We start from the raw sequence: 20,365 nt of genomic DNA on the forward strand, positions 1-20,365 counted from the left end.
CTTGACCACGGAAGCCAGTCTCGAGCCCCCGCTCCGCCCCTACTCGGTCGGACGCCGACTCGCGGCCGAGGCGCTGGGCGCCGCGCTGCTCCTCGCCGTGGTGGTCGGCTCCGGCATCATGGGCGAGCGCCTGTCGGGCGGGAACGACGCGATCGCCCTCCTGGGCAACACGCTCTCCACAGGCGCCGGCCTCGTGGTCCTGATCACCATCTTCGGCCCGATCTCCGGGGCGCACTTCAACCCGGCGGTGACGCTGGTCTTCGCGCTGCGCCGCGAGATCGGCGCGCGGCTCGCCCTGGCCTACACGGTGGTCCAGGCCGCCGGCGGGATCCTGGGAGTCTGGGCGGCGCACGCCATGTTCGCCGAGCCCATCCTGCAGGTCTCGTCCAAGCTGAGGGACGGTCCGCCGCAGGCCTGGTCCGAAGGCGTCGCGACCTTCGGGCTCATCGCGACGATCCTCGGAACCCTGCGCTTCCGGCCCGAGGCGACGCCCTTCGCGGTCGGCCTCTACATCACCTCCGCCTACTGGTTCACGGCGTCGACCTCCTTCGCCAACCCCGCGGTGACGGTGGCCCGGTCGCTCACCGACACCTTCGCCGGCATCGCGCCGGCATCGGCGCCCGCCTTCATCGCGGCCCAGGTCGTCGGCGCCGTCGCGGCGCTGGCCGCCATGGGCTGGCTGCTGAAGCCCTCGGCCGACTAGCGGCCCGCCACCGAGCCCGCCACGGCCACCGAACCCGTCTGCGTGCGCGGCAGCGGCCGCGCGCCGTCGCCGACCAGGGTGAACGGCGCCCAGAAGTAGGGATGGGCGGTGGCCTCCTGCTCGAGCAGCGCCTGCTGCGAGCGGCGCAGCGCGCCCGCCAGCGTCGGCTGGTCCGACGCGAAGACGCCCGTCATGAGCCGCACCACCGATTCCGAATCCACCGACCAGTGCGACACGACCAGGGTCCGCGAGCCGGCGTAGATCATGGCCCGGGTCAGCCCGCCCAGCGCCTCGCCGCCGCCCGTGAGGCCCGTGCGGTCGGCGCCCGCGCCCGCGCCACCGGTGTCGCAGGCCGCCAGGACCACCAGATCGGCGTCCAGGCGCAGGTTGAGGATCTCGCCGGTGTCCAGCAGGGCGTCGCTCTCGCCGCCCGGACCGAGCGACGTCACGAGCGCGGGCTCGGGCAGGCACGAATCCGGCTGCGGCAGCAGGCCGTGCGTGGCGAAGTACAGCACCCTGTATCCGGACAGGTCCCGCCGTGCGATCAGCGCCTCGTCGTTGAAGTCGGCGCCCACCACCACATTGTTCGCCGCCCCGAGGCTGGCCCCGACCGCGCGCACCTCCTGCGCGGTCTCCGGCAGGGATTCGATGCCCAGCAGCGCCTCGCGCGTGCGGCCGCACACCTCGTCCAGCCGCGCCGAGCGGCGTCCGAACGAGCGCGACAGATTGTAGGCGCGCGAACCCGCGCCCGGCCGCGCCAGGGCCGGGTCGCCGAAGCCGAGGTAGGGCTGCGACGCCCGCGAGGGCGCGAACGCCCGGGACTGCAGGAAGCTGGCGCCCGACGTCACCAGCGACGTGTCGAGCCTGGCGCCCAGCCAGGCCGTCCGCCGGTAGTCCTGCTCGGCCCCCGCGGCCGGACGTTCGGCGACGAGCACGCCCACCGGCAGCGAGACGAGCAGTCCGGTCGGCTCGTAGATCAGGTGGCGCGCGGCCAGCAGCTCGGCCTTCGCGGGTCCCGCCAGCCGCTCGAAGAGGTCGGCGGCGCGGGCGACGTCGAACGCCACGAGGCTCTCGCCGGGTTCGAGCGCCACCCGCAGGAGGCGGACGTCCTCGTCGATCTGGGCCCGGGTGAGCGGGATGGCGTACGGCTTGACCGCCTCGGGCGTGACGACCACGCCATAGCTCTTGGCGCCAAGCGGCAGCACCTTGAGGTAGGCTTCGCCGGGGCGCAGCGCCTTCCGGATCTCGGCGGCGGTGGCGCCGGTGGCGATCAGCTGGTTGTACCGCGGGTCCGCGGCGAACAGCCGGGCCTCCAGGTCGTTCGCCTCGGCCTGGCGGGCGGCGAGCTGCGCCGCCAGCTCCCGGCGCAGCGCCTCCTGTCCTGCGCCCTCGGCCTGGACGGCCGCGATGGCGCTCTCGGTGGCGCGCACCCTGCGGCGGGCGTCCTCGAAGGCCCTGGCGAGGCCCGCGGTGGCGTCGTCGCCGGCCGCCACCCGGGCCGCCAGCCGGTTCACCGTCTCGGCCGTCGCGCTAGGCACGATGATCTGGGCGGCCTCGAAGAAGCGCGCGGCCAGGGTCCCGTCCGCATCCTCGCCACGCGCGATCCGCGCCAGGAGGAGATCGAAGTACGGCGCCGTGGCGTCCGCCGATCCGCCGAGGCCGCCCCGCTGACTGCGGAACACCTCGATGGCGCGCTGGAACGTCGCCAGGGCTTCGCCCTCGCGCCCGGCGACCGCCTGAGCGCGGCCCAGGTCGAGCAGCAAGGCGCCCTCGGCGGCGCTCCCCGCATGGCGGGTGCGCAGCGTGGCGACGGCGTCCGCATAGCCGCGCGCGGCGTCGTCGGCGCGGCCGTCGCGCAGGTCGAGGGCCGCGATGTCGGCGTCGATCCGCGCCCGAAGCCAGGCCGTCACCCGGCCGACAGCCCCCGCGCGGACCAGGAGCGTCCGCGCCTGCGCCAGCGAGGCGCGGGCGGCGGCCCGGTCGCCCAGCTGGGCCTGCGACGTGCCGATGATCTGCAGCGCCTGGGCGTCCTGCGCCGCAAGCTGGTCCTCGACGCTGATGCGCGGCGCCTCCAGCTGGCCCTGCGCCGCCGATGGGGCGTTCAGCCGGCCGGCGAGGCCCGCATCGATGACCAGCCCCCCGGCCGGGCGCGCCGCGGCGCCTTCAGCGCTGCGGGCCGGCGCGGCGGCGCGCAGGCGCATGGCGGCCTGGGCCGACGAGATCGCGGCCGCGAAGCTGCCGCGGTTCCGCTCGTGCAGCGCGCGGTAGGTCTGGGCGCGGGCCCGCAGCAGCAGGTCGTCGCGCGGAACCAGGTCCTCGGCCTCGGCGAAGTAGACGTCGGCTTCCCCGAACCGCCCGGCGTTGGAGACATTGATGGCGAGGTTGAGAAGCGCGTCGGCCCGCAGCGCCGCGGGCGTCGACTCCGGCGTGGCCGCGTTCACGATCGCCCGGAAGGCCTGCTCGGCCTCGTCGAAGCGCCATTCGTTGTTCTGGACATAGCCGCGCGCCAGCAGGCGCTGTGGATCCACGGCCGCCGCCGCCTCGGCCGCCGCCAGGCCCTGCATGTTCGGGAAGTCGGCGGCGATCTCGGCCTGCGCCGCCGAGGTCTGGACGGCCGCCACGGCCGGCGGCCTGCCCCCGCCCACGACCCTCAGCCCGGCCTCGAGCACGTCGGCGAGCGGCGCGAGCCCTTCGGCGACGAGGGTCGCGCGTGATCCTGGCGCGGTGAAAACCACGTAGGGCGAGGCGCCGTCCCCGGTGCGGCAGGCCGTGCGCTCGCCGCCCCGCGCCGCCGGCTTCGGGGGCTGGCACGTCGCCCGGTCCTGGAGCGCGCGCCGCCAGGCGTCCACCCGGCCCGGGGGCAGCTGGTAGAGCCGCCCCAGCGTTGCGCCATATCCCCGGCAGCGGACCCGCCAGGCCTTCGCGCCGCTCCCCTGCGCCACGGCGTCCTGGTAGTCGCGGACGGCGTCGCACACCGCGCCGCTCTCGGCGCTCTGGCCGAGGGGGAAGGTCTCCGGGGCCGGAGCCGCCTGGACAGCCCCGCCTGCGGCGGCCGCCGCCAGGGCCAGCACCACGCGCTGCAGGAAGCGGGTCATTGCGGGTCCTTCCGCCAGATCTCTTCGTTGCCCGAGCCAGTGATGACCGGTTCGGTCTCGCGCTCGTCCTCGTCCACCCTGGGCAGGGTGGGGATCATCAGCGGCGGGTCGACCGGAGCGGCCGCGGCGGCGGGCTGGAACTGCTCGACCCGGAACTGGGCCGCAGGCGTCGAGACCGAGCAGCCGACGCCCAGCGGGCAGCCGTTGACGCGCACGGCGCCGGAGATGGCCGCGCCGGCGTCGTCGACGACCAGCCGGCGCGAGAACGCCGCCTGCTTGCCCGAGACCAGACCGGTCTCGCCGGCCAGCGAGCCGAAGACGTCGACGGTTTCCGGCGAGCCCGCGATCGCCAGCAGCGGCGCGGTCGCCGAAACGCCGGAGCCGGAGAGGTAGAAGCCGCCCTCCTGGCCCAACGGACCGGTGTTCTGCTGCAGGATGCGGTCGCCGGCGCTCATCCTGACGCTGCCCGCCACCAGGAACAGGCGGCCGATTTCCGAGCCCTGGGCCTCGACGCCCGACGGCAGGCCGCGGGCGATGTCGATGGTCTCTGGCGGCGCATCGTCGACCAGGTCGATGAAGCGGCTGGAGCCGATGAGGATGTCGCTGATCGCGTTCAGCTCGACCGACTGGAAGCCGCGCACATTGGTGAAGCCCGCGGTGGCGTCGCCGCCGGCTGTCCCCAGCGCGCCCGAGAGCAGGATCCGCGTCGGCCGCCAGGCCTCGTTGGCGGGATCGCCGATGCGCAGGCTGCCCCCCGCGCCCGTCACGTCCAGCGTCCCGGTGATGTTCACCGCCCGGCCGGAATGGGCGAAGAGGTTCAGGTTCGGGATGCGGCTGGTGTCGATGGTGGCGTTCAGCACCGTGAAGTCGCCGTAGGCTGGGTTGGGGTTGCCGGGGGTCGGCACGCTCTGGCCGGCATAGAGGTTGAGGGCGCCGGTGACCCGGATGCGCTGCAGTTCGTCGTTGGTCAGGCCGGTGGGGCCGTCGCCGCCGAGACGGAACGAACCGGCCGAGCCCTCGATGCTGAGGTTGGCCGCCGTGAAGCTGCCGGTGAGGTTGACCTCGGGCGCGCGGACCAGCGCGTCGCCCGAAACGGCGACATTGCCCAGCCGGACCACCAGCGAGGTGGCGGTCAGGGTCGGCGTGGTCACCGCGCCGAGGTCGATGCCCGTGGCGGACCCGAGGGTCGCGGAGGTGGATCCGGTGAGGGCTGCGATGTTGATCGGGCCGCCGGCGGAGAGGGTCACCGCCCCGCCCGAGAGTTTGGCCACGTTGATCGAACCGGCGGCCGAGATCGACAGACTGCCGACGCTGGACAGCAGGTTCCCCGTGAGCGCCTGGTTGTTCAGGATCGAGAGGTTCCCGCCGCTGGTGGCGCGGTCGAACGTGGTCGCGCCGGCCCGGCTGCCGAAGAAGAGGTCGCCGGCCGCGGTGATCGTGGGGATCAACAGGTCCCGCCCGGCCACGATGTTGGCCCCGCGGGCGTTCACGCCGGCGTCGCCCGAGCTGACGCCGCCCGGGATGCTGACCCTGGACCCGCCGATGACCAGCCCCTGGCCCGCGCGGACCCGCGTCGCCGTCAGGTCGCCCTGGGGCGCCATATCGTAGTTCACCCCGGTCAGGATGATGTTCACGTTGCCGTCGGCGTTGACCTCGCCGATCCGGGCCGAGCCGGTGGTGAGGCCGGGCACATGGTGGACGACCGGCGCGTTGTCGCCCGGTCCCGGCTGGCCCAGGATGACGTTCCGCCCCGTGGTGATGGTGACCTGGCCGTACGCGGCGATGGACGATCGGGCCGTGAGCAGCCCGGGCGCGTTGATCATCTCGCTGGCGACGGCGGCGCGGCTGTAGGCGGCGAGGTAGATGGTGCCCGAGGTGGTCTGGCCGGCGATGGTCATCGCGTTGGTGATCGGCGTGCCCGCGGCGCGGTTCGGGATGATGAAGGTGAAGAGCGTCAGGTCGTTGTTGAAGGTCGGGAAGAACTGCAGCTCGAAGCTGTCTGCAGCGAGGTAGAGCGCCGAGCCCTGGTCCGAGACGGTGACCGTGGATCCGGCGGCGGTCGTCACCCGCGGCGCGGCGAAGGCGATGGTGCCGGTGGCGTTGAACTGGGCGCCCGCGGCGACCGTGACCGGCCCGCCGCTCCCCGAGCCCGTGTAGTGGATGTTGATGTTCGACGGGTTGAGGAATTCGCCGACGTTGGGCGCCGCGCTGGTCGCGAGCAGGCCGCCCACGTCGACGCGGGCGTTGCCGCCGAACGCGACGCCCAGCGGCGAATAGAACCAGACGTGGCCGCCGGCCGGCCCCCCGACGACCTGGCTCGCCGCGACCCGGCCGTCGATGCTGATGGCCGAGCCGGTGACGCGGTTGAGGACGAACCAGTTGCGCTGGTCGAACAGGAACTCAGCGCGCTCGGCCGAGGTGAGGTTGAAGCTCGTCCAGTCGATGATCGTGCGCGGGGCGTTGAGGTCGACGCGGACGGTGGTGGCGTTGGGGTTGGTGATGGTGGGTTGCGCCCCGCCGGCGCTCACCTGCGGCGGCGGCGAGCCCAGCACGGGCAGCGCGGCGGCGCTGGCGGCCGACAGCAGGGCGACGGCGGCGGTTCCCAGGAGGAGCGGACGGCGGGACGTTTGGTTACGCATGCCTGGCCTCAGAAGAACCGGGTGGTGAGGTTGAGGGTGAGCCGGGGCGAGGGCCTGGCCCGGTCGCCCTCGCGCCGATCCAGCGGATAGGCCCAGGTGATGTCGGCCACGCCGCGCGGCCCCACCGGGACCTGGACGCCGACGCCGGCCGAGGTCAGCGTCTGGGCGAGGCCGCCGATGTCGCGATCCCAGGTTCGCGCAGCGTCGACGAAGGCGAACGGCAGGACCAGGAGCCCGGCCCTGGGCTGGAACGGTCCGGCGCGCAGCTCCAGGCTGCCGGCCAGGGCGCTGTCGCCGGAGGTGAAGGCGGGGTCGTAGCCGCGGCCGATGGTGAGCGCGCCCGCGGTGTACTCCTCGTAGGCCACGAGCGGCTTCTTCGAGTACTGGCCCTCGAGGCGTCCCACGAAGACGAGCCGCGGCGAGAGGCCGGCGTAGACCTCGGCGTGGCCGTAGGCGACGAGCGCGCCGGGGTCCGCCTCGAAGCGCGACAGAAGGGGGTCGCCGTCGCCGCGTCCGCCCAGGCCCTCGATGCCGAGACGCAGGCCCAGCGCCGCCTGGCCGACGATCGGTCGGCCCTGGAGGTAGTGGGTGCGGTCGGCGCGGACCTCGGCCCAGGCCACGCGGATCTCGTCGTCGATCAGGGTCCCGGCGCCCGAGATGCGGGTCTCCTGGTCGATCAGCTCGAGGCCGCCGGCGATCCACAGGTTCTCGCGCCGCTTGCGCACGATCGGGTAGGCGAGCTCGGCGTTCACCACCAGGCTCTCGGAGCGGAGCTGAAGCGGCTTCAGCACGTCGCCAGGGCGGCCCTTGCCGTAGGCGATCGAGGCGCGGCCCGTCAGCCCTTCGCCGCCGAAGCGCGCCTCCTCCACGAGCTGAAGCACCCACTGCTCGTTCTGGATCGTGCGGTAGGCGACCAGCGAGGTCTTCTCGCCGAATGCGGTGTGGGTGTGGAAGTCCGCCTGGGCCAGCACGCCCCAGCGGCCGGTCGCCTTGGCCTGCAGGTTCTGGACGTTGACGATCACGTCCTGCGGATCGCGCTGGACATTGAGGTCGAGGTCGACGGCGCCGCGCTCGCCGCCGGGGCTCGGCCGCACCGCCGCCTGGACGCGCAGACCCGGAAGGTCCGAAGCCAGCAGCACGTAGCGCTGCACCTGGTTGATGTCGAACGGCGTCATCCCCCGCAGCTTGGCGGCGTAGCGTTCCAGCATCGGCGCGGCCGGGCCGGCGTCGCCGCGGACGGTGACGTTGACGATGCGGGCCTCGATGACCTCGATGACGGCCACGCCGTCGGTCCCGATGGTCTGGGCCGGGATCTCGACCCGGGCGAGGACGCCACGGTCGAACAGCGCGTCGCTCACAGCGTCCCGGATCAGGCAGAGGTCGGCAGCGTCGCCGGCCGCGCGGTTCAGATAGGGCGCATAGGCCGGCGCCAGCGCCTCCGCGGGCACGCTCTCCAGACCGTTCAGCCGCACGGCGGTCACGGTCAGGGGCGCGGGGTTCTCCGCGAGCGGGCATGGCCCGGCTTCGGGCGACGAGAAGAGGTCGGGCGCCGGGCCCGGCCGGGCCGGGGCCCGCTGCGCACGATCCAGTTCCTGGCGCGACGGCGCGGGGGCAGGCTGGCCGTGGGCGACGATCGGCGCCGCGCAGGCGCCCAGCGCAAGCGTCGTCGCCAGCAGGCGCGCTCCAAAACTCAATCGCACGCGACTCCCCCCGCAGGCCGCAGCGAACCGCCGCCCCGCCAATCCTTCGGCTGAACGCCGCCGTGCCTCGGCGTCCGCCCCTGTCATGGCATTGAGACCGACGTTCGACGCGCGCGCAAGGTCGATCGAGAGCTTGCCGCCCCGTGACTCACCACCCAGCTCTCCCTTCGTGTCCCGCGGCCTGGTCGGCCGCAAAGGAAGCCCGAAGGGACAGGCGCCGCGGCGCGGCCCCAGAGGTCAGCCGCCCGAGATTTTTCACGCAGGCCGGAACCGGGCGGACGTCCGGGCCTTGCGGAATGGTCAGGCTGCCGCGGAGCGACCCATGGGCGAACAGAACCGAAGAGCCGTCGAGATGGAGGCTTCGCCGGGCGATGCGGCGAAGCCACGGTCCCCGGAGCGCCCCGCGCCCCCGGGCCACGTCGACCCTGCCGAGGGCCGCGCCCTGGGCGTCGAGGCGGACGAACGGCAGACCGAGCGGCAGGCTCCGTCCCGCGCCGCGCCGGGCGAAGGCGCCGAGGACGACACTATCGGCTAGAGCCCGCTCCGAGGGCCGCGTCCTCAGCCCTTGCGGAAGAAGCCGTAGATCCGGTCTGCGAGCGCCTGGCTGACGCCCTCCACCTTGGCCAGGTCCTCGACACTCGCGCGGCTGACCCCCCGGGCCGAGCCGAAGGCGTGCAGCAGCGCCCGCTTGCGTCCCGGACCCACCCCCTCGATCTCGTCCAGGGGGTTCTTCTTCATGTCGATGGCGCGCCGCGTCCGGTGGCTGCCGATCGCGAAGCGGTGCGCCTCGTCGCGCAGCCGCTGGAGGTAGTAGAGGACCGGACTCTTGGGCTCGAGCATGAAGTAGGGCTTGCCGGGGATGTAGAACCGCTCCAGCCCCGCGTCGCGGTCAGGCCCCTTGGCCACGCCGACCACCGGGATGTCGTCGACGCCGAGGTCGGCCATGATCTCCATGACCGCGTTCACCTGGCCCATGCCGCCGTCGATGAGCACCAGGTCGGGGCGGACCACGTCGGCGAGCCCCTCCTCTTCCTCCTTCACGAGGCGCCCGAACCGGCGGCGCAGCACCTCCTTCATCATGCCGAAGTCGTCGCCGGGCGTGAGGTCGGCGCCACGGATGTTGAACTTGCGGTACTGGCTCTTCTGGAAGCCTTCCGGGCCGGCGACGATCATCCCGCCCACGGCGTTCGTGCCCATGATGTGGCTGTTGTCGTACACCTCGATCCGCTCGGGCGGGGCCTCCAGGCCGAACGCCTCGCAGACCTGGGCCAGCAGCTTCGACTGCGCCGAGCTCTCCGCCATCTTCCGCCCCAGCGCCTCGCGCGCGTTGGTGTGGGCGTGCTGCACGAGCTGGCGCTTCTCGCCCCGGGCCGGCCGGACGATCTCCACCTTGCGCCCGCCCTTCTGGCAGAAGGCGTCGGCGAGCAGCTCCTTCTCGGCCGGGTCCACGTTCACCAGGATCAGCCGGGGGATCGGCTTGTCGTCATAGAACTGGCCCAGGAAGGCTCCCATGACGTCGGCGTCCTCGTCGCTCCTGTCGACGCGCGGGAAGTAGGCGCGGTTGCCCCAGTTCTGGCCCGCGCGGAAGAAGAACACCTGCACGCAGGCCTGCCCGCCCTCGGCGTGCAGCGCGAACACGTCGGCCTCGTCCACCGTCTCCGGGTTGATCTGGGTTTCCTGGGCCACCGAGGCCAGGGCGCGGATCCGGTCGCGCAGGCGGGCGGCGCGCTCGAACTCCATCTCCTCGGCGGCGGCGCTCATCTGCTCGGCCATGCGGGCCATCACGGCGCGCGACTTGCCGCGCAAGAAGTCGCCGGCCTGCTCCACGAGGCCGTTGTAGTCCTCGAGGCTGATCAGGCCGGTGCAGGGGGCGGCGCAGCGCTTGATCTGGTGCAGCATGCACGGCCGGGTGCGCGTCTCGTAGACGCTGTCCGAGCATGACCGCAGCAGGAACGCCTTCTGCAGGGTGTTGAGGGTCTTGTTGACCGAATAGGCCGAGGCGAACGGGCCGAAGTAGTCGCCCTTGATGGTGTGCGCGCCGCGGTGCTTGCGCAGCTGCGCCGCAGGGTGCTCGCGGCGGATCACGATCTCGGGGAAGCTCTTGTCGTCGCGCAGCAGCACGTTGAAGCGCGGCTTCAGCTGCTTGATCAGGTTGATCTCGAGCAGCAGCGCATCGGTCTCGGTGCGCGTGGTCACGAACTCCATCGACCGGGTCTGGTCGACCATGTGGGCGATGCGCTGGGTGTGGAACCGCCCCTGGGCATATTGAAGCACCCGCTTCTTCAGGGAGCGCGCCTTGCCCACGTAGAGTACGTCACCGTCCTCTCCGATCATCCGGTACACGCCGGGCCGGTCGGGCAGGCGCTTGCACTCATCCTTGATGAGCGCGGCGCCCTTCAGGGGCGCGGCGGCAGGCGTTTCGGACATGGGGCGAATATAGGCGAGTCCGGTCTCGGCCACAGGGGCCTGCGGCATCCGGGAACAACCTTCGCCGTGGCGCGTTCCAACCCACTGGGGAGCAGTTTTCGTTCATGCATAGCGTAACCGGAGACCTGCCGCGTTCGGGCGAGCCTTCGCCTGCGCCCGACATGTCGGCGCTCTTCCTGAATCTCCCCAGCCCTCACATGATCCTGGACCGCGAGTTCCGGTACGTGGCGGTGAACGACGCCTACTGCGCCGTGGTCGAACGGGCGCGCGAGGACCTGGTCGGCCGGAACCTGTTCGACGTGTTTCCCAATCCGGGCGCCGGGGGCCGGCGCCTTCGCGAGTCGTTCCGGCACGTCCTGGAGACCGGCCGGCGGGATTCCATCCCCCTCATCCCCTATCCGCTGGAGCGGCCGCCGGAACGGGGCGGCGGCCTGGAGATGCGCTACTGGTCGGCGGTCCACGTCCCGCTCCTGGACCGACAGGGCCGTACGCAGTTCATCGTCCAGAACACCGTCGATGTGACCGAACTCGAACGCCTCAAGACGCTGGCCTACGGCCCGGGCGGCGAGCCGACCGTCGGCGTCAAGGAACTGTTGCTGCGGGCCCGGGAGGCCGAGGCCGAGAACCAGTCGCTCGTGCGCGAGACCCGCGGCCTGCGCGACCTCTTCATGCAGGCGCCGGGCTTCATGGCGGTGCTCGCCGGCCCGGACTTCCGTTTCGCGCTCGTCAACAGCGCCTACCAGCAGCTGATCGGCCACCGAGCGGTGATCGGCCGCCCGCTGGCGGAGGCCCTGCCCGAGGTGGGGGCCCAGGGTTTCGTGGACCTGCTTCACACCGTCGCCCGGACGGGCCAGCCGCATATCGGCAAGGCGGTGAGCGTACGCCTCCAGCGGACGCCCGACGGCGAGCTCGAGGAGCGGTTCGTCGACTTCATCTACCAGCCGATCCTGGGCGAGAACGGGGAAGCCTCGGGCGTCTTCGTGGAAGGCAGCGACGTCACCGATCGCGTCCTGGCCGAGCGTCGCCAGAAGCTGCTGCTCGACGAGCTGAACCACCGGGTGAAGAACACCCTGGCGACGGTGCAGGCGATCGCCGACCAGACCCTGCGTGCGTCTCCCTCGGCCGCAGCCTTCCGGGAGGCGTTCGAGTCGCGGCTGATCGCCCTGTCCTCGACCCACGACCTGCTGACGGCGAGCAGCTGGGCCGGCGCCAAGCTCTGCGACGTCCTGCGGGCCGAGTTCCGGCCCTTCGCGCCGAACCGCTACAAGTTCGAGGGCGAGGATCTGGAGCTGCCGCCGCATGCGGCGCTCAGCCTCGGGCTGGTGATCCACGAACTGGCGGCGAACGCGGCGAAGTACGGCGCTCTCTCCAACAGCGAAGGCTGCGTCGAGGTGAGCTGGACGGGCGATGGCGGACGCCTCGACCTCGTCTGGCGGGAACGGGGCGGACCCCCGGTCACGCCGCCCACGCGACGCGGGTTCGGCTCGCGCCTGATCGAGCGCAGCCTGCAGGGCGCGCTGGGCGGCTCGGCCCGCCAAGTCTTCGAGCCCGACGGTCTGGTCTGCGTGATCGCGCTTCCGCTGGCTGCCCAGCAGAAGCCGTCAGGCGAGGCCGTCTGACGCCGGCAGCTTGCGGTAGGTGACGTAGGCGGTGGCGAACGGCAGCCCGAGCCGTCCTGCCGTCCCCTTGGCGACGTAGCCGTCGTTGTCGATGCGGAAGAACCAGTCGTCGAAGTTCAGCCGGATGCTCTTTCCGTCCGGCTGCGGCGTGTCGCGGCTGTAGCGCCAGTGGAAGGCGCAGCCGGCCTGCTCGCCTTCCGCCTCGCCGGTGCTCCGCGCCTCGCTTCCGGCGTAGCCGCCGTCGGCCTCGCGCCAGATCTCCCAGTCGAGGGTGTCGACGTGGCCGTCGTCGAACGTCCAGGTCTCCCGATAGCGGATCCGGCCGCCCTCCGCGGCGGCGTGTCCTTCCGCGGCCACGGTGAACCGCTTCTGCACGGCGCCCGTCGCGCCCTCCATCACGCCCCACCCTTCCAGGCGGCCGTCGAAAAACGTCTCAGGGCGGAACACCGGGCTCTTGCCGGCGAAGTCTTCGATCTTCATCCGGCCTGAACCGCCGGGGCGCGGGTGGGTTCCCCTCGCGGTGAGACCGGCGACTGTCGCGCCGGCGGCGATAGCTGTACCGTGCCGGTCATGGCGGCCGAGCTGAACCTCGCGGACTACGACGCCGTCGTCGCGGACATCTACGACGCGGCGCTGGCGCCGGCCCACTGGGACGTCGCCCTCACGCATCTCGTCAGCCGCTTCGGCGAGGATCGCTGGGACGTGGCGATGCTGCTGTGGGAGCGTGTGTCGCCCCCCGCGGGCCGGTTCCTGGGCGCCTGCGGCGTGCACGCAATGGCGCAGCACGGCTACGTCCACGTCTTCGCCGGAGCCAACGACTGGAGCGTGCGCGGCCATCGCCAGCCGGTCGGCTCCGTCTTCCACTCGGACCAGCTGATCGACCGCGCCGCCTTCCGGCGCAGCCCGTTCTTCACCGAGTACCTCGACAGCTACGGCTTCGAGGTGGGGCTGATCGCCCTGCTCGACCGTCACGGCGGCGACCATCTGTGCCTGTGCTTTCCGGGGCCCGACGGCAGCTCCGAGCGGCTGGCGGGCGCCGTGCGCCGCCTCACCCCGCACTTCCAGCGCTCGGTCCGGATCTCGCGGCGACTGGCGGAGGCCGAACTGGCCGCGGCCACGGCCCGCGGGGCGCTGGACGCGGCGCCCTCGGCCATCCTGATGTGCGACGCCGGCCTGCAGCTGACCTATGCCAATCCGGCCGGCGAGGCGCTGCTGCGGGACGGATACATCGGCCTGCGTGACGGTCGCCTCGCGCTGCCGCAGCCGGGCGAGACGCGGCGGCTGCAGGCGCTCGGGAACCCCGCGGAGCCGCTGCGCTGCGCGGCGTTCGCCCTCGAGACGGAAGGCCAGGCCCCTGTCGCGGCCATGGCCGTGCGCATCGCGCCGGGGTCAGGCCTGGTGCATCCCGACTTCGGCTCGGCGGGCCTCATGATCGTGGGCGGACGCAACCACCGCACGACGTTTGCGCACGTCGACCGCCTGAAAGACTGGTTCGGCCTCACGCCGGCCGAGGCGCGGCTGGCCGCCGCCCTGGCCGAGGGCGCCAGCCTCGAGGACTTCGCCGCCACGCGCGGCGTGTCGCTGAACGCCGCGCGGTTCCTGCTGAAGGGCGTCTTCGCCAAGACCGACACGAACCGCCAGCCGCAACTGGTGGCGCGCCTGCACGAGACCCCCCTGCGGTGGGATGCGGCCAGCGGCACCCCCGATCTGGACAGCCCGCTGCCCTGACCTACTCAAACGCGTAGCGCCGGGCGGCCGGGCTCGGCGCAACGCTGGGGCCTTCAAATGATGGAGGCTCACAAATGCGACCTGCTCACCTCGCCTTCGCGGCCGTGCTCGCCGCGGCGCCCGCCGCCCGGGCCGACGTGCTCCTGTCGAACCTCGCCGAGGACCTGCGCAGCACCTCGCCGCTCTCGGACGCGCTCTGGGCCGCCCAGGCGTTCACCAACGATGGCGAGAGCCACGTCCTGACCAGCATCCGCGCGGTGGTGGGCGATGCGAGCGGCGATCCCGACGCCTTCGCCGAGCTTCGGGCAGGATCCCCCACCGGCGCGCTCCTCACCACCTTCGCCCTGCCCGCGCTCGGCGGCGCGCTCGGGGTGCGCAGCTTCACGCCCCTCGTCAGCGTCACCCTCGACCCCGGCGAGACCTACGTCTTCGTCCTGGGCGTCACCGGGGGCGGCTTCGGCTGGAGCTATGCCGAGGGCAATGGTCAGGTCGGAACCGGGTCCTTCGGCGCCTACTACTATTCCGAGATGCAGGGCGCCGACTGGACGAACTTCGGCGGGGACAACCCCTTCTTCATGGAGGTGAACGTCTCCGGCGCGGTTCCGGAGCCGGCCGCCTGGGCGCTGATGATCCTGGGCTTCAGCGCAACGGGCGCCATGCTCCGTCGCCGCGGGAGCCCCCGGCCTCGGACGGCGGCCGTCTAGAACTTCAGCGCGCCGGCGACGATCTTCTCGAACACGGCCTTGGTGAGCTTCACGTAGCCGCGCTTCGGGTCGTGGAAGAAGAGCGGACCCTTGATCCGGGCAGGGTCGAACCCGTCCTTCACCAGGTCGCCCTTCTTGATCTTGAAGGTGCCCGTCGTGTCCATCGCGGGCAGCAGCCGCAGGAAGACGGGCTGGGCATAGCCGGGGAGCTCCCGCTTCACGTGGGCGCCGAAGGCCTGGGGATCGAACGCCCCGTCGAACACGATGGCCGCCATGCCGGCGCGGCCCTCGGCGCCCTCCACCGCCACGCCGTAGACATTGGCGGTCGCGACGCCGGGGAACGCCTGCAGGCGGGCTTCGACCTCGCTGGTCGAGACGTTCTCGCCCTTCCAGCGGAAGGTGTCGCCGATCCGGTCGACGAAATAGACGTAGCCGTCGGCGTCGGTCCGCATCAGGTCGCCGGTGGCGAACCATGCGTCGCCGCGCTCCAGGACGTTGGTCAGCACCTTCTTCTCGGACGCCGCCTTGTCGAGGTAGCCGGTGAAGTCCGTGCGGGCGTCGCCGGCGATGCGGCCGACGCACTGTCCGACCTGGCCGGGCCCGCACTCGATGCACAGGCCATCGAGCCCCCGGACCATCTCGCCGCTCTCGACGTCGAACTGCATGATGCGGAAGTTGACCTGCTTCTTGAGCCACTTCGGGGCCCGGCCGATGGCGCCTTCCCGGCCGTCCCAGTTGAACATCGAGACGTTGCCCTCGGTGGAGCCGTAGAACTCCAGGATCTCGGGGATGCGGAAGCGCTGCTTCAGCGTCGGCCAGATGTCGGGCCGCAGGCCGTTGCCGAAAGCCAGGCGGAGCTTGTGGCGGGTCTCGTCGGGATCCTCGACGTGGTTGACCAGATAGCGGCACAGCTCGCCGATGTAGACGAACATGGTGCAGCCCTCGGCCGCGATCTCGGGCCAGAAGTGGCTGGCCGAGAACTTGCGGCGCAGGACCACCGAACCGCCGTTCAGCAGGGCGGCGCCCAGGGCGCAGAGCCCCCCGGTGGCGTGATAGAGCGGCAGCGCCACATAGATGCGGTCGCTGGACCTGGCGCCCGTCGCCCCGGCGAACCCCCGCATGTAGAGCTGGGCGCGCATGTGCGTGATGCGGGCGGCCTTCGGCAGGCCGGTGGTGCCCGATGTGTAGATGAGGAGCGCCGTGTCGGCGGCGGTCATGTCCTCGCGCACCGAGCGGTCGGGCGGGAGCTGGCTGCAGCTCTTGAGGGCCTGGACGAGGTCGCGCTGGTCGCCGTGAGCCGGCCCCAGGACCCACTCGTGCATCGTGCGGTCGAGCAGCTTTCGGGCCTGTTCGAAGACCGGGGAGGTCTCGGTGTCGACGATGACGTGCTGGGCGCCCGAGATGTTCAGGCAATGCGCCAGGGGCATGCCCGCGAGCTGGTTGTTCACCAGCGCCGTCACCACGCCGACCTTGGACAGGCCGTACCAGATGGCGAAGTACTCCAGCCGGTTCGGCATGAAGAGCGCCACGACCTGCCCGCGCCGGATATTCAGCCCCTTCGCCCAGTGCGCGTAGCGGTTCGCCATGGCGTCGAGCTCGCCATAGGTGACGGACCGGCCCTCGAAGGTCATGGCGGGGCGTTCCCGCCACTGCTCCACCGCCGCCTGCAGGTCGTCGCAGATCAGGTTGTCGGACTCGCGGGCGATCGACTTGACCCGCTTCAGGGTGCGCTGCAGCCCCTGCCAGAACTTTAGGTCACGCTTGAGCCTCGCTCGAAACCGCATCCCGGCCCTCTCCGAAGTGGAGGTGAGCTTGGCGAGCGCCGGACCGGGCGGTCAAGGACCGCCGCGCCACAGTTCCCGTCGGCGGCGGAATTTCGGTCCGAGACGGAGGCTACGCCTGCTCCGGGCGGGACCGCACGGGCCTGCATTGCGACGCCATTGCGGCGAAAGCTGGACAGCATTCGCCGCATTAAGGAAGTATTCGTAGTGCGACATGAAGTCCACGTCCTGGAATTGCCGAGGCGTTCGGGAACTCCTTCGAGATATCGCCGTTTGATCCCCTCAAATGACGTTGAGGGAACCGAAATGAGCATGGACCACAACAATCACCGCACGCCGGATATGGATGCGGACGGAAGCATGTTCGCCCCCACCCCGGTCTGGGATCGCAAGCGCAAGCGCCGGGGCGGCTTCGCTGCCGCCCGCCCGACCGAGAGCGCCGTCGCTGCCGAGCCGCGGAGCTTCGCCGATCCGATGGCCGAGCGCCCGATGTCGCCCGAACGCGATGTGAGCCGGGCCGACCAGACCACCGCCTATGCCCTCGGCCCTGCGGCGGTCACCTCGACGACGCCCCGCGCCGAGCCCGTGACGCCCCGGACCGAGACCGTGCACGATACGGCCTTCGCGGCGCCCCCGCCCCGGTCCGCCACGGGCGTGAAGACCGCCAAGTCGCGGGGGATGGGGTCGACCGCCATCGCCGGCGCGGCCGTCGGCGTCATCGCCCTGGGCGCGGTCGGCTGGTTCGCCACCCGCGACAACGGCGAGGTTCCGGAACTGACGCCGGGCGCGACGACCAGCGAAGTCGCCGCCGCCCCGCTGCCGCCCGTCGACGCGCCGCCCGCGGTTCCGGTCGGCGGCGAGCGCGCGGCGAACATCCTGCCCGAGCGCAGCCCCGCCTCCGCGGAGCCGGCCGCCATCGCCCGAGCCCCGGCCGCGGCTCCGGTCCGCACCGCCCGCGCCCGTCCCGCCGCCGCAGCGGCGGACACCCAGGGCGTCCCGGCGAGCGCCTCCGCCGCCATCCCGGACGGCCCGCAGCCCTACTCGACGCTGAACCCGGGCGCGGCCACGACGGCGGTCAATCCGGCGCCCGCGCCTTCGGTGGAGACGGCGCCGGCCGCCGAGCCGATCCCGTCCACGCCGCCGACCATCACGCCGGACCCGTCCACCACGACGGCGCCCGCCGAGACGGCCCCGGCCGACCCGCCGCAGTAGCCCGGCTTTCCGTTGGGGATCGAGGGCGGCGCGCAAGCGCCGCCCTTTCTTCTGCCGTCAGGGTTGGGAGGCCGCCGGCGCAGCGCCGCTCTTGGCGGCCGCGGCCTCCTTCTCCTGTTGCCGCGCGCCGCCCAGGATGCCCGGCAACGCATAGTTGCCCTCGTGGCAGGCGTATTCGTAGATCACGCCCTTCTCCATGGGCGAGAACTCGTACTCGCCGCCCCAGGCGCTTTCCCAGACCGTCGGGTCCTCCACCTGGAAGGCATAGTGCAGGCGCTGCTTGCCGACGCGCGTGAAGCGCTCGGTGACCTTCAGGTTCTTCCACGAGCCCATGAACTGCTGGGCCTGCGGGATATGGGTGGTCTCCACCACCAGGGTGTCGCCTTCCCACCAGCCGATGGAGTCGCCCATGTAGGGGCGGACGTCGTCGGTGCGGTGCTTGGAGTTCAGCCGCACGACGCGCAGGTCGTGGACCATCTCCACCTCGATCAGCACGGAATCGGGCGTCTGCAGGATCTGATAGTTGTTGTTGTAGAAGCCGTTGGGGAACATCGGCGGGCCGGCGTTGCGGCCGAACGACAGGATGCAGCGCTCGCCCAGCGACCGCTGCTCAGGATGATCGAACGCCCCCATCCCGCCGCGGAAGCCACCGCCCGACGGCGCGCCGGGCTTGCGGGCCGGCGGCAGGCCGTTCGGCGTGGTGATCAGCGACGTGCGCGGTTCGCCCCGGACGCGCATCACGTGGTTGCCGGGGTCGAGCCAGCCGCGATTGTAGCCGCCCACGTCGCCGCCGGCCGCCGCGAACTCGGGCCGCACGTTCGCGGGGCTCTTGGGCGCCTCGACCGGGGCGTCCGGATCGGTGGGCTCGTTCCCCTCCTCGATCTCCTGGGCCACCGCCGACTCCATCTTCTTCACCTCGTCCTCGGTGTAGACGGAGCGGCCGCCGACGGTCGGCGAACGGGTCATCGGCGTGAGCGTGGCGTTGGTCCAGTGGCCGGAAAGGTCAGGCTGGCCGAAGGCGGTGCGCGGCGCCTTGTACGCGGCGGCCGATGCGGCCGGCTTGTCGGCGGCGTGGGCGAGCGGCGCCAGCGCGGCGGCGCTCAGCAGGGCGGCGCCAAACAGCGCGGTGGGGGCGAGGGCGGCGCGAGGCAAGGCAGTCTCCCGAACAGGAACGCGCCGCTGTCATGCGGCGCGCGTCATACCGATCTTACGAATAGCGGCGTTGCGCGCTGATTGCGGCGGCGCAATATGCGGGGCGGCTACTCCTCGCCCACGCCCAGCAGCTCGATCTCGAACAGCAGGGTGCTGCCCGGCGGGATGGGCGGGCGATTGCGCTCGCCGTAAGCGATGGTCGAGGGGATCACGAACTCGAAGGTCTCGCCCACGCGCATCAGGGGCACGCCCTCCTGCCACCCCTTGATGAGCTGCGGCAGCGGGAAGGTCGCCGGCTCGCCGCGGCGCCGGGAGGAGTCGAACTCGCGACCGTCGATGAAGCGGCCGACGTAGTGGATCGTCACCGTGTCGGTCGGCTGAGGGCGGGGGCCGGCGCCCCGGCCTTTCACCTTGCGGTACTGCAGGCCGCTCGCCGTCACCTTCCAGCCCGTCCGCGCGGCGCTCCAGGCTTCGTAGGCGCGCTGGCCCTGCACCCACTGTTCCTGGGGCGTCCCGGTGTAGACGACCGGCGGGGCGGCCGGCGCGGTGGCGCAGCCGGCGAGCGCGGCGGCGGCAAGGACGGAGAGGAGCAAGCGGGACGTCATGGGCCTGTCGTAACGGCTCCGGCCCCGCTTGTCGCGAGTCCCGTTTCGGTTCCCGGCCGCGCGAAAAATATAGCCGCCGCTACAGCAAAGCTGCGCCCGAAAAGTGCCCCTTTCCGCCGCAAGAACCGCGGCAGTGAGAGCTTACGGCCGGGGTGGGGACCAACCGGACGGAGGACTTTGAATGAAAATGCGTAGGTCGAGCGTGATCGTGGTGGGGGCCGCGCTGCTTGGAGCCGTCAGCCTCGGAGGCTGCGCCACCAAGAAGTTCGTGAGAGAGGAAGTGGCCGTCGTCGGGACGCGGGTCGACACCGTCGAAGGCCGCGTGACCACCGTCGAAGGCACCGCCCGCGACGCGCTGGAACGCGCCACGGCGGCCGGCAAGCTGGCCGAGGGCAAGTTCCTGTTCTCGGAGGTGCTGACGGACGACAGCATGAAGTTCGCGGTCGACAAGGCCGACCTCAGCCCCGAGGCGATGGCGCGCCTGGACGCCTTCGTCGAGAAGCTGAAGTCCGAGAACCGCAACGTCTACGTCGAGGTGCAGGGCCACACCGACATCACCGGCGCCAAGGACTACAACTACAAGCTCGGCGAGGAGCGCGCCGAGGCCGTGCGGCGGTACCTGAACCAGAAGGGCGTGGCCCTGAACCGCATCGGCACCATCAGCTACGGTCCCGACGCGCCGGCGGCGCCGAACGAGACGCGGGACGGCCGCCAGCAGAACCGTCGCGTGGTGCTGATCGTCCTCGCCTAGCACCGGGACCTATGTGTCCAGGGACCGACCCGCTCGGGACCGGCGACGCCGCATCGCCGCGGCGTCGCTGAGCCTGCTGGCGCACGCGGGTGCTGCGATCGTCGTGGTGCAGGCCGCGCCCAGCGCGCCGCCCGTCCAGGACCTGCCGCCGATCCGCGTGACGCTGGTCGAGCCCCTGCCCCCGCCCGAGCCGCCGGCTCCGCCCAAGCCCGAGCCCAAGGCGGAGCCCGAGCCTGCGCCCGCCAAGGC

At 72.1% G+C, this 20,365-nt stretch carries 15 protein-coding genes and 1 pseudogene; 8 read left to right on the plus strand and 8 right to left on the minus strand.

Going from position 1 to position 20,365, the window contains the following annotated elements; all coding sequences use genetic code 11:
* Position 1: 1 nt before the first annotated feature.
* A complete protein-coding gene (locus JNK30_RS21265) occupies positions 2-703 on the plus strand; it encodes an MIP/aquaporin family protein (protein ID WP_293485492.1) in 702 nt (233 codons plus the stop codon).
* Here JNK30_RS21265 and JNK30_RS21270 read toward each other — a convergent pair.
* The 3 genes from JNK30_RS21270 to JNK30_RS21280 are packed head-to-tail and all read right to left on the minus strand — an operon-like array spanning position 700 to position 8,131.
* Positions 700-3,798, minus strand: coding sequence for a CHAT domain-containing protein (locus JNK30_RS21270; RefSeq protein ID WP_293485494.1), 3,099 nt, complete (start codon positions 3,796-3,798; stop codon positions 700-702). The genes JNK30_RS21265 and JNK30_RS21270 overlap by 4 nt on opposite strands.
* Complete coding sequence (locus JNK30_RS21275) at positions 3,795-6,437, minus strand: filamentous hemagglutinin N-terminal domain-containing protein (RefSeq protein WP_293485496.1); 2,643 nt, start codon at positions 6,435-6,437, stop codon at positions 3,795-3,797. The genes JNK30_RS21270 and JNK30_RS21275 overlap by 4 nt, the downstream gene beginning before the upstream one ends.
* An 8-nt stretch (positions 6,438-6,445) precedes the next feature.
* Complete coding sequence (locus tag JNK30_RS21280; RefSeq protein WP_293485498.1) at positions 6,446-8,131, minus strand: ShlB/FhaC/HecB family hemolysin secretion/activation protein; 1,686 nt, start codon at positions 8,129-8,131, stop codon at positions 6,446-6,448.
* Between the two features lie 328 nt (positions 8,132-8,459).
* Between JNK30_RS21280 and JNK30_RS21285 the strand changes: the two genes are divergently transcribed.
* Positions 8,460-8,672: a hypothetical protein gene (locus tag JNK30_RS21285; RefSeq protein ID WP_293485500.1), complete on the plus strand. Its 213-nt coding sequence runs from the start codon at positions 8,460-8,462 to the stop codon at positions 8,670-8,672.
* 23 nt (positions 8,673-8,695) lie between these two features.
* Here the strand turns inward: JNK30_RS21285 and uvrC are convergent, their stop codons facing one another.
* Entirely contained in the window at positions 8,696-10,564 is a 1,869-nt protein-coding gene (gene uvrC, locus JNK30_RS21290) for an excinuclease ABC subunit UvrC (RefSeq protein ID WP_293485502.1), read from the minus strand.
* Positions 10,565-10,668: 104 nt separating this feature from the next.
* On the opposite strand from uvrC, the gene JNK30_RS21295 reads away from it, so the two are divergent.
* Positions 10,669-12,183, plus strand: coding sequence for a PAS domain-containing protein (locus JNK30_RS21295; protein ID WP_293485504.1), 1,515 nt, complete (start codon positions 10,669-10,671; stop codon positions 12,181-12,183).
* On the opposite strand, the gene JNK30_RS21300 is transcribed toward JNK30_RS21295, so the two are convergent.
* Positions 12,166-12,663 carry a DUF3833 family protein gene (locus JNK30_RS21300; RefSeq protein ID WP_293485506.1) on the minus strand — a complete coding sequence of 166 codons (498 nt, stop codon included), beginning with the start codon at positions 12,661-12,663 and terminating at the stop codon, positions 12,166-12,168. The genes JNK30_RS21295 and JNK30_RS21300 overlap by 18 nt on opposite strands.
* Positions 12,664-12,753: 90 nt before the next feature.
* Between JNK30_RS21300 and JNK30_RS21305 the strand changes: the two genes are divergently transcribed.
* Together JNK30_RS21305 and JNK30_RS21310 are read left to right on the plus strand one after the other, a co-directional pair.
* Positions 12,754-13,911 carry a PAS domain-containing protein gene (locus JNK30_RS21305; protein WP_293485518.1) on the plus strand — a complete coding sequence of 386 codons (1,158 nt, stop codon included), beginning with the start codon at positions 12,754-12,756 and terminating at the stop codon, positions 13,909-13,911.
* Between the two features lie 74 nt (positions 13,912-13,985).
* Positions 13,986-14,615 (plus strand): choice-of-anchor R domain-containing protein, encoded by a 630-nt coding sequence (locus tag JNK30_RS21310; RefSeq protein WP_293485508.1) that lies wholly within the window; start codon positions 13,986-13,988, stop codon positions 14,613-14,615.
* Here the strand turns inward: JNK30_RS21310 and JNK30_RS21315 are convergent.
* A complete protein-coding gene (locus JNK30_RS21315) occupies positions 14,612-16,399 on the minus strand; it encodes a long-chain-acyl-CoA synthetase (protein WP_293485510.1) in 1,788 nt (595 codons plus the stop codon). The genes JNK30_RS21310 and JNK30_RS21315 overlap by 4 nt on opposite strands.
* 357 nt (positions 16,400-16,756) lie before the next feature.
* Here JNK30_RS21315 and JNK30_RS21320 point away from each other — a divergent pair, with 357 nt between their 5' ends.
* Positions 16,757-17,608, plus strand: a complete 852-nt coding sequence (locus JNK30_RS21320; protein ID WP_293485511.1) for a hypothetical protein — start codon at positions 16,757-16,759, stop codon at positions 17,606-17,608.
* 57 nt (positions 17,609-17,665) lie between these two features.
* Here the strand turns inward: JNK30_RS21320 and JNK30_RS21325 are convergent, their stop codons facing one another.
* The gene (locus JNK30_RS21325; RefSeq protein ID WP_293485513.1) at positions 17,666-18,760 is read right to left on the minus strand and encodes a hypothetical protein; all 1,095 of its coding nucleotides are present in this window, start codon (positions 18,758-18,760) and stop codon (positions 17,666-17,668) included.
* Positions 18,761-18,867: 107 nt separating this feature from the next.
* Positions 18,868-19,365 carry an FKBP-type peptidyl-prolyl cis-trans isomerase gene (locus JNK30_RS21330; protein WP_293485514.1) on the minus strand — a complete coding sequence of 166 codons (498 nt, stop codon included), beginning with the start codon at positions 19,363-19,365 and terminating at the stop codon, positions 18,868-18,870.
* A gap of 181 nt (positions 19,366-19,546) precedes the next feature.
* Here JNK30_RS21330 and JNK30_RS21335 point away from each other — a divergent pair, with 181 nt between their 5' ends.
* Positions 19,547-20,116 (plus strand): OmpA family protein, encoded by a 570-nt coding sequence (locus JNK30_RS21335; protein ID WP_293485516.1) that lies wholly within the window; start codon positions 19,547-19,549, stop codon positions 20,114-20,116.
* A gap of 13 nt (positions 20,117-20,129) precedes the next feature.
* Positions 20,130-20,365 (plus strand): annotated as a pseudogene (locus JNK30_RS21340) (hypothetical protein); the annotation flags it as partial.

The sequence above is a fragment of the Phenylobacterium sp. genome, assembly GCF_016793225.1.
Classification (GTDB): domain Bacteria; phylum Pseudomonadota; class Alphaproteobacteria; order Caulobacterales; family Caulobacteraceae; genus Phenylobacterium.

What these genes read in the sequence shown, in the direction of transcription:
- JNK30_RS21335 (WP_293485516.1), top strand. Translation starts at nt 19,547, where the DNA reads ATGAAAATGCGTAGGTCGAGCGTGATCGTGGTGGGGGCCGCGCTGCTT.
- JNK30_RS21315 (WP_293485510.1), bottom strand. Translation starts at nt 16,399, where the DNA reads ATGCGGTTTCGAGCGAGGCTCAAGCGTGACCTAAAGTTCTGGCAGGGG.
- JNK30_RS21305 (WP_293485518.1), top strand. Translation starts at nt 12,754, where the DNA reads ATGGCGGCCGAGCTGAACCTCGCGGACTACGACGCCGTCGTCGCGGAC.
- JNK30_RS21270 (WP_293485494.1), bottom strand. Translation starts at nt 3,798, where the DNA reads ATGACCCGCTTCCTGCAGCGCGTGGTGCTGGCCCTGGCGGCGGCCGCC.
- JNK30_RS21320 (WP_293485511.1), top strand. Translation starts at nt 16,757, where the DNA reads ATGTTCGCCCCCACCCCGGTCTGGGATCGCAAGCGCAAGCGCCGGGGC.
- uvrC (WP_293485502.1), bottom strand. Translation starts at nt 10,564, where the DNA reads ATGTCCGAAACGCCTGCCGCCGCGCCCCTGAAGGGCGCCGCGCTCATC.
- JNK30_RS21310 (WP_293485508.1), top strand. Translation starts at nt 13,986, where the DNA reads ATGCGACCTGCTCACCTCGCCTTCGCGGCCGTGCTCGCCGCGGCGCCC.
- JNK30_RS21300 (WP_293485506.1), bottom strand. Translation starts at nt 12,663, where the DNA reads ATGAAGATCGAAGACTTCGCCGGCAAGAGCCCGGTGTTCCGCCCTGAG.
- JNK30_RS21330 (WP_293485514.1), bottom strand. Translation starts at nt 19,365, where the DNA reads ATGACGTCCCGCTTGCTCCTCTCCGTCCTTGCCGCCGCCGCGCTCGCC.
- JNK30_RS21295 (WP_293485504.1), top strand. Translation starts at nt 10,669, where the DNA reads ATGCATAGCGTAACCGGAGACCTGCCGCGTTCGGGCGAGCCTTCGCCT.
- JNK30_RS21285 (WP_293485500.1), top strand. Translation starts at nt 8,460, where the DNA reads ATGGGCGAACAGAACCGAAGAGCCGTCGAGATGGAGGCTTCGCCGGGC.
- JNK30_RS21275 (WP_293485496.1), bottom strand. Translation starts at nt 6,437, where the DNA reads ATGCGTAACCAAACGTCCCGCCGTCCGCTCCTCCTGGGAACCGCCGCC.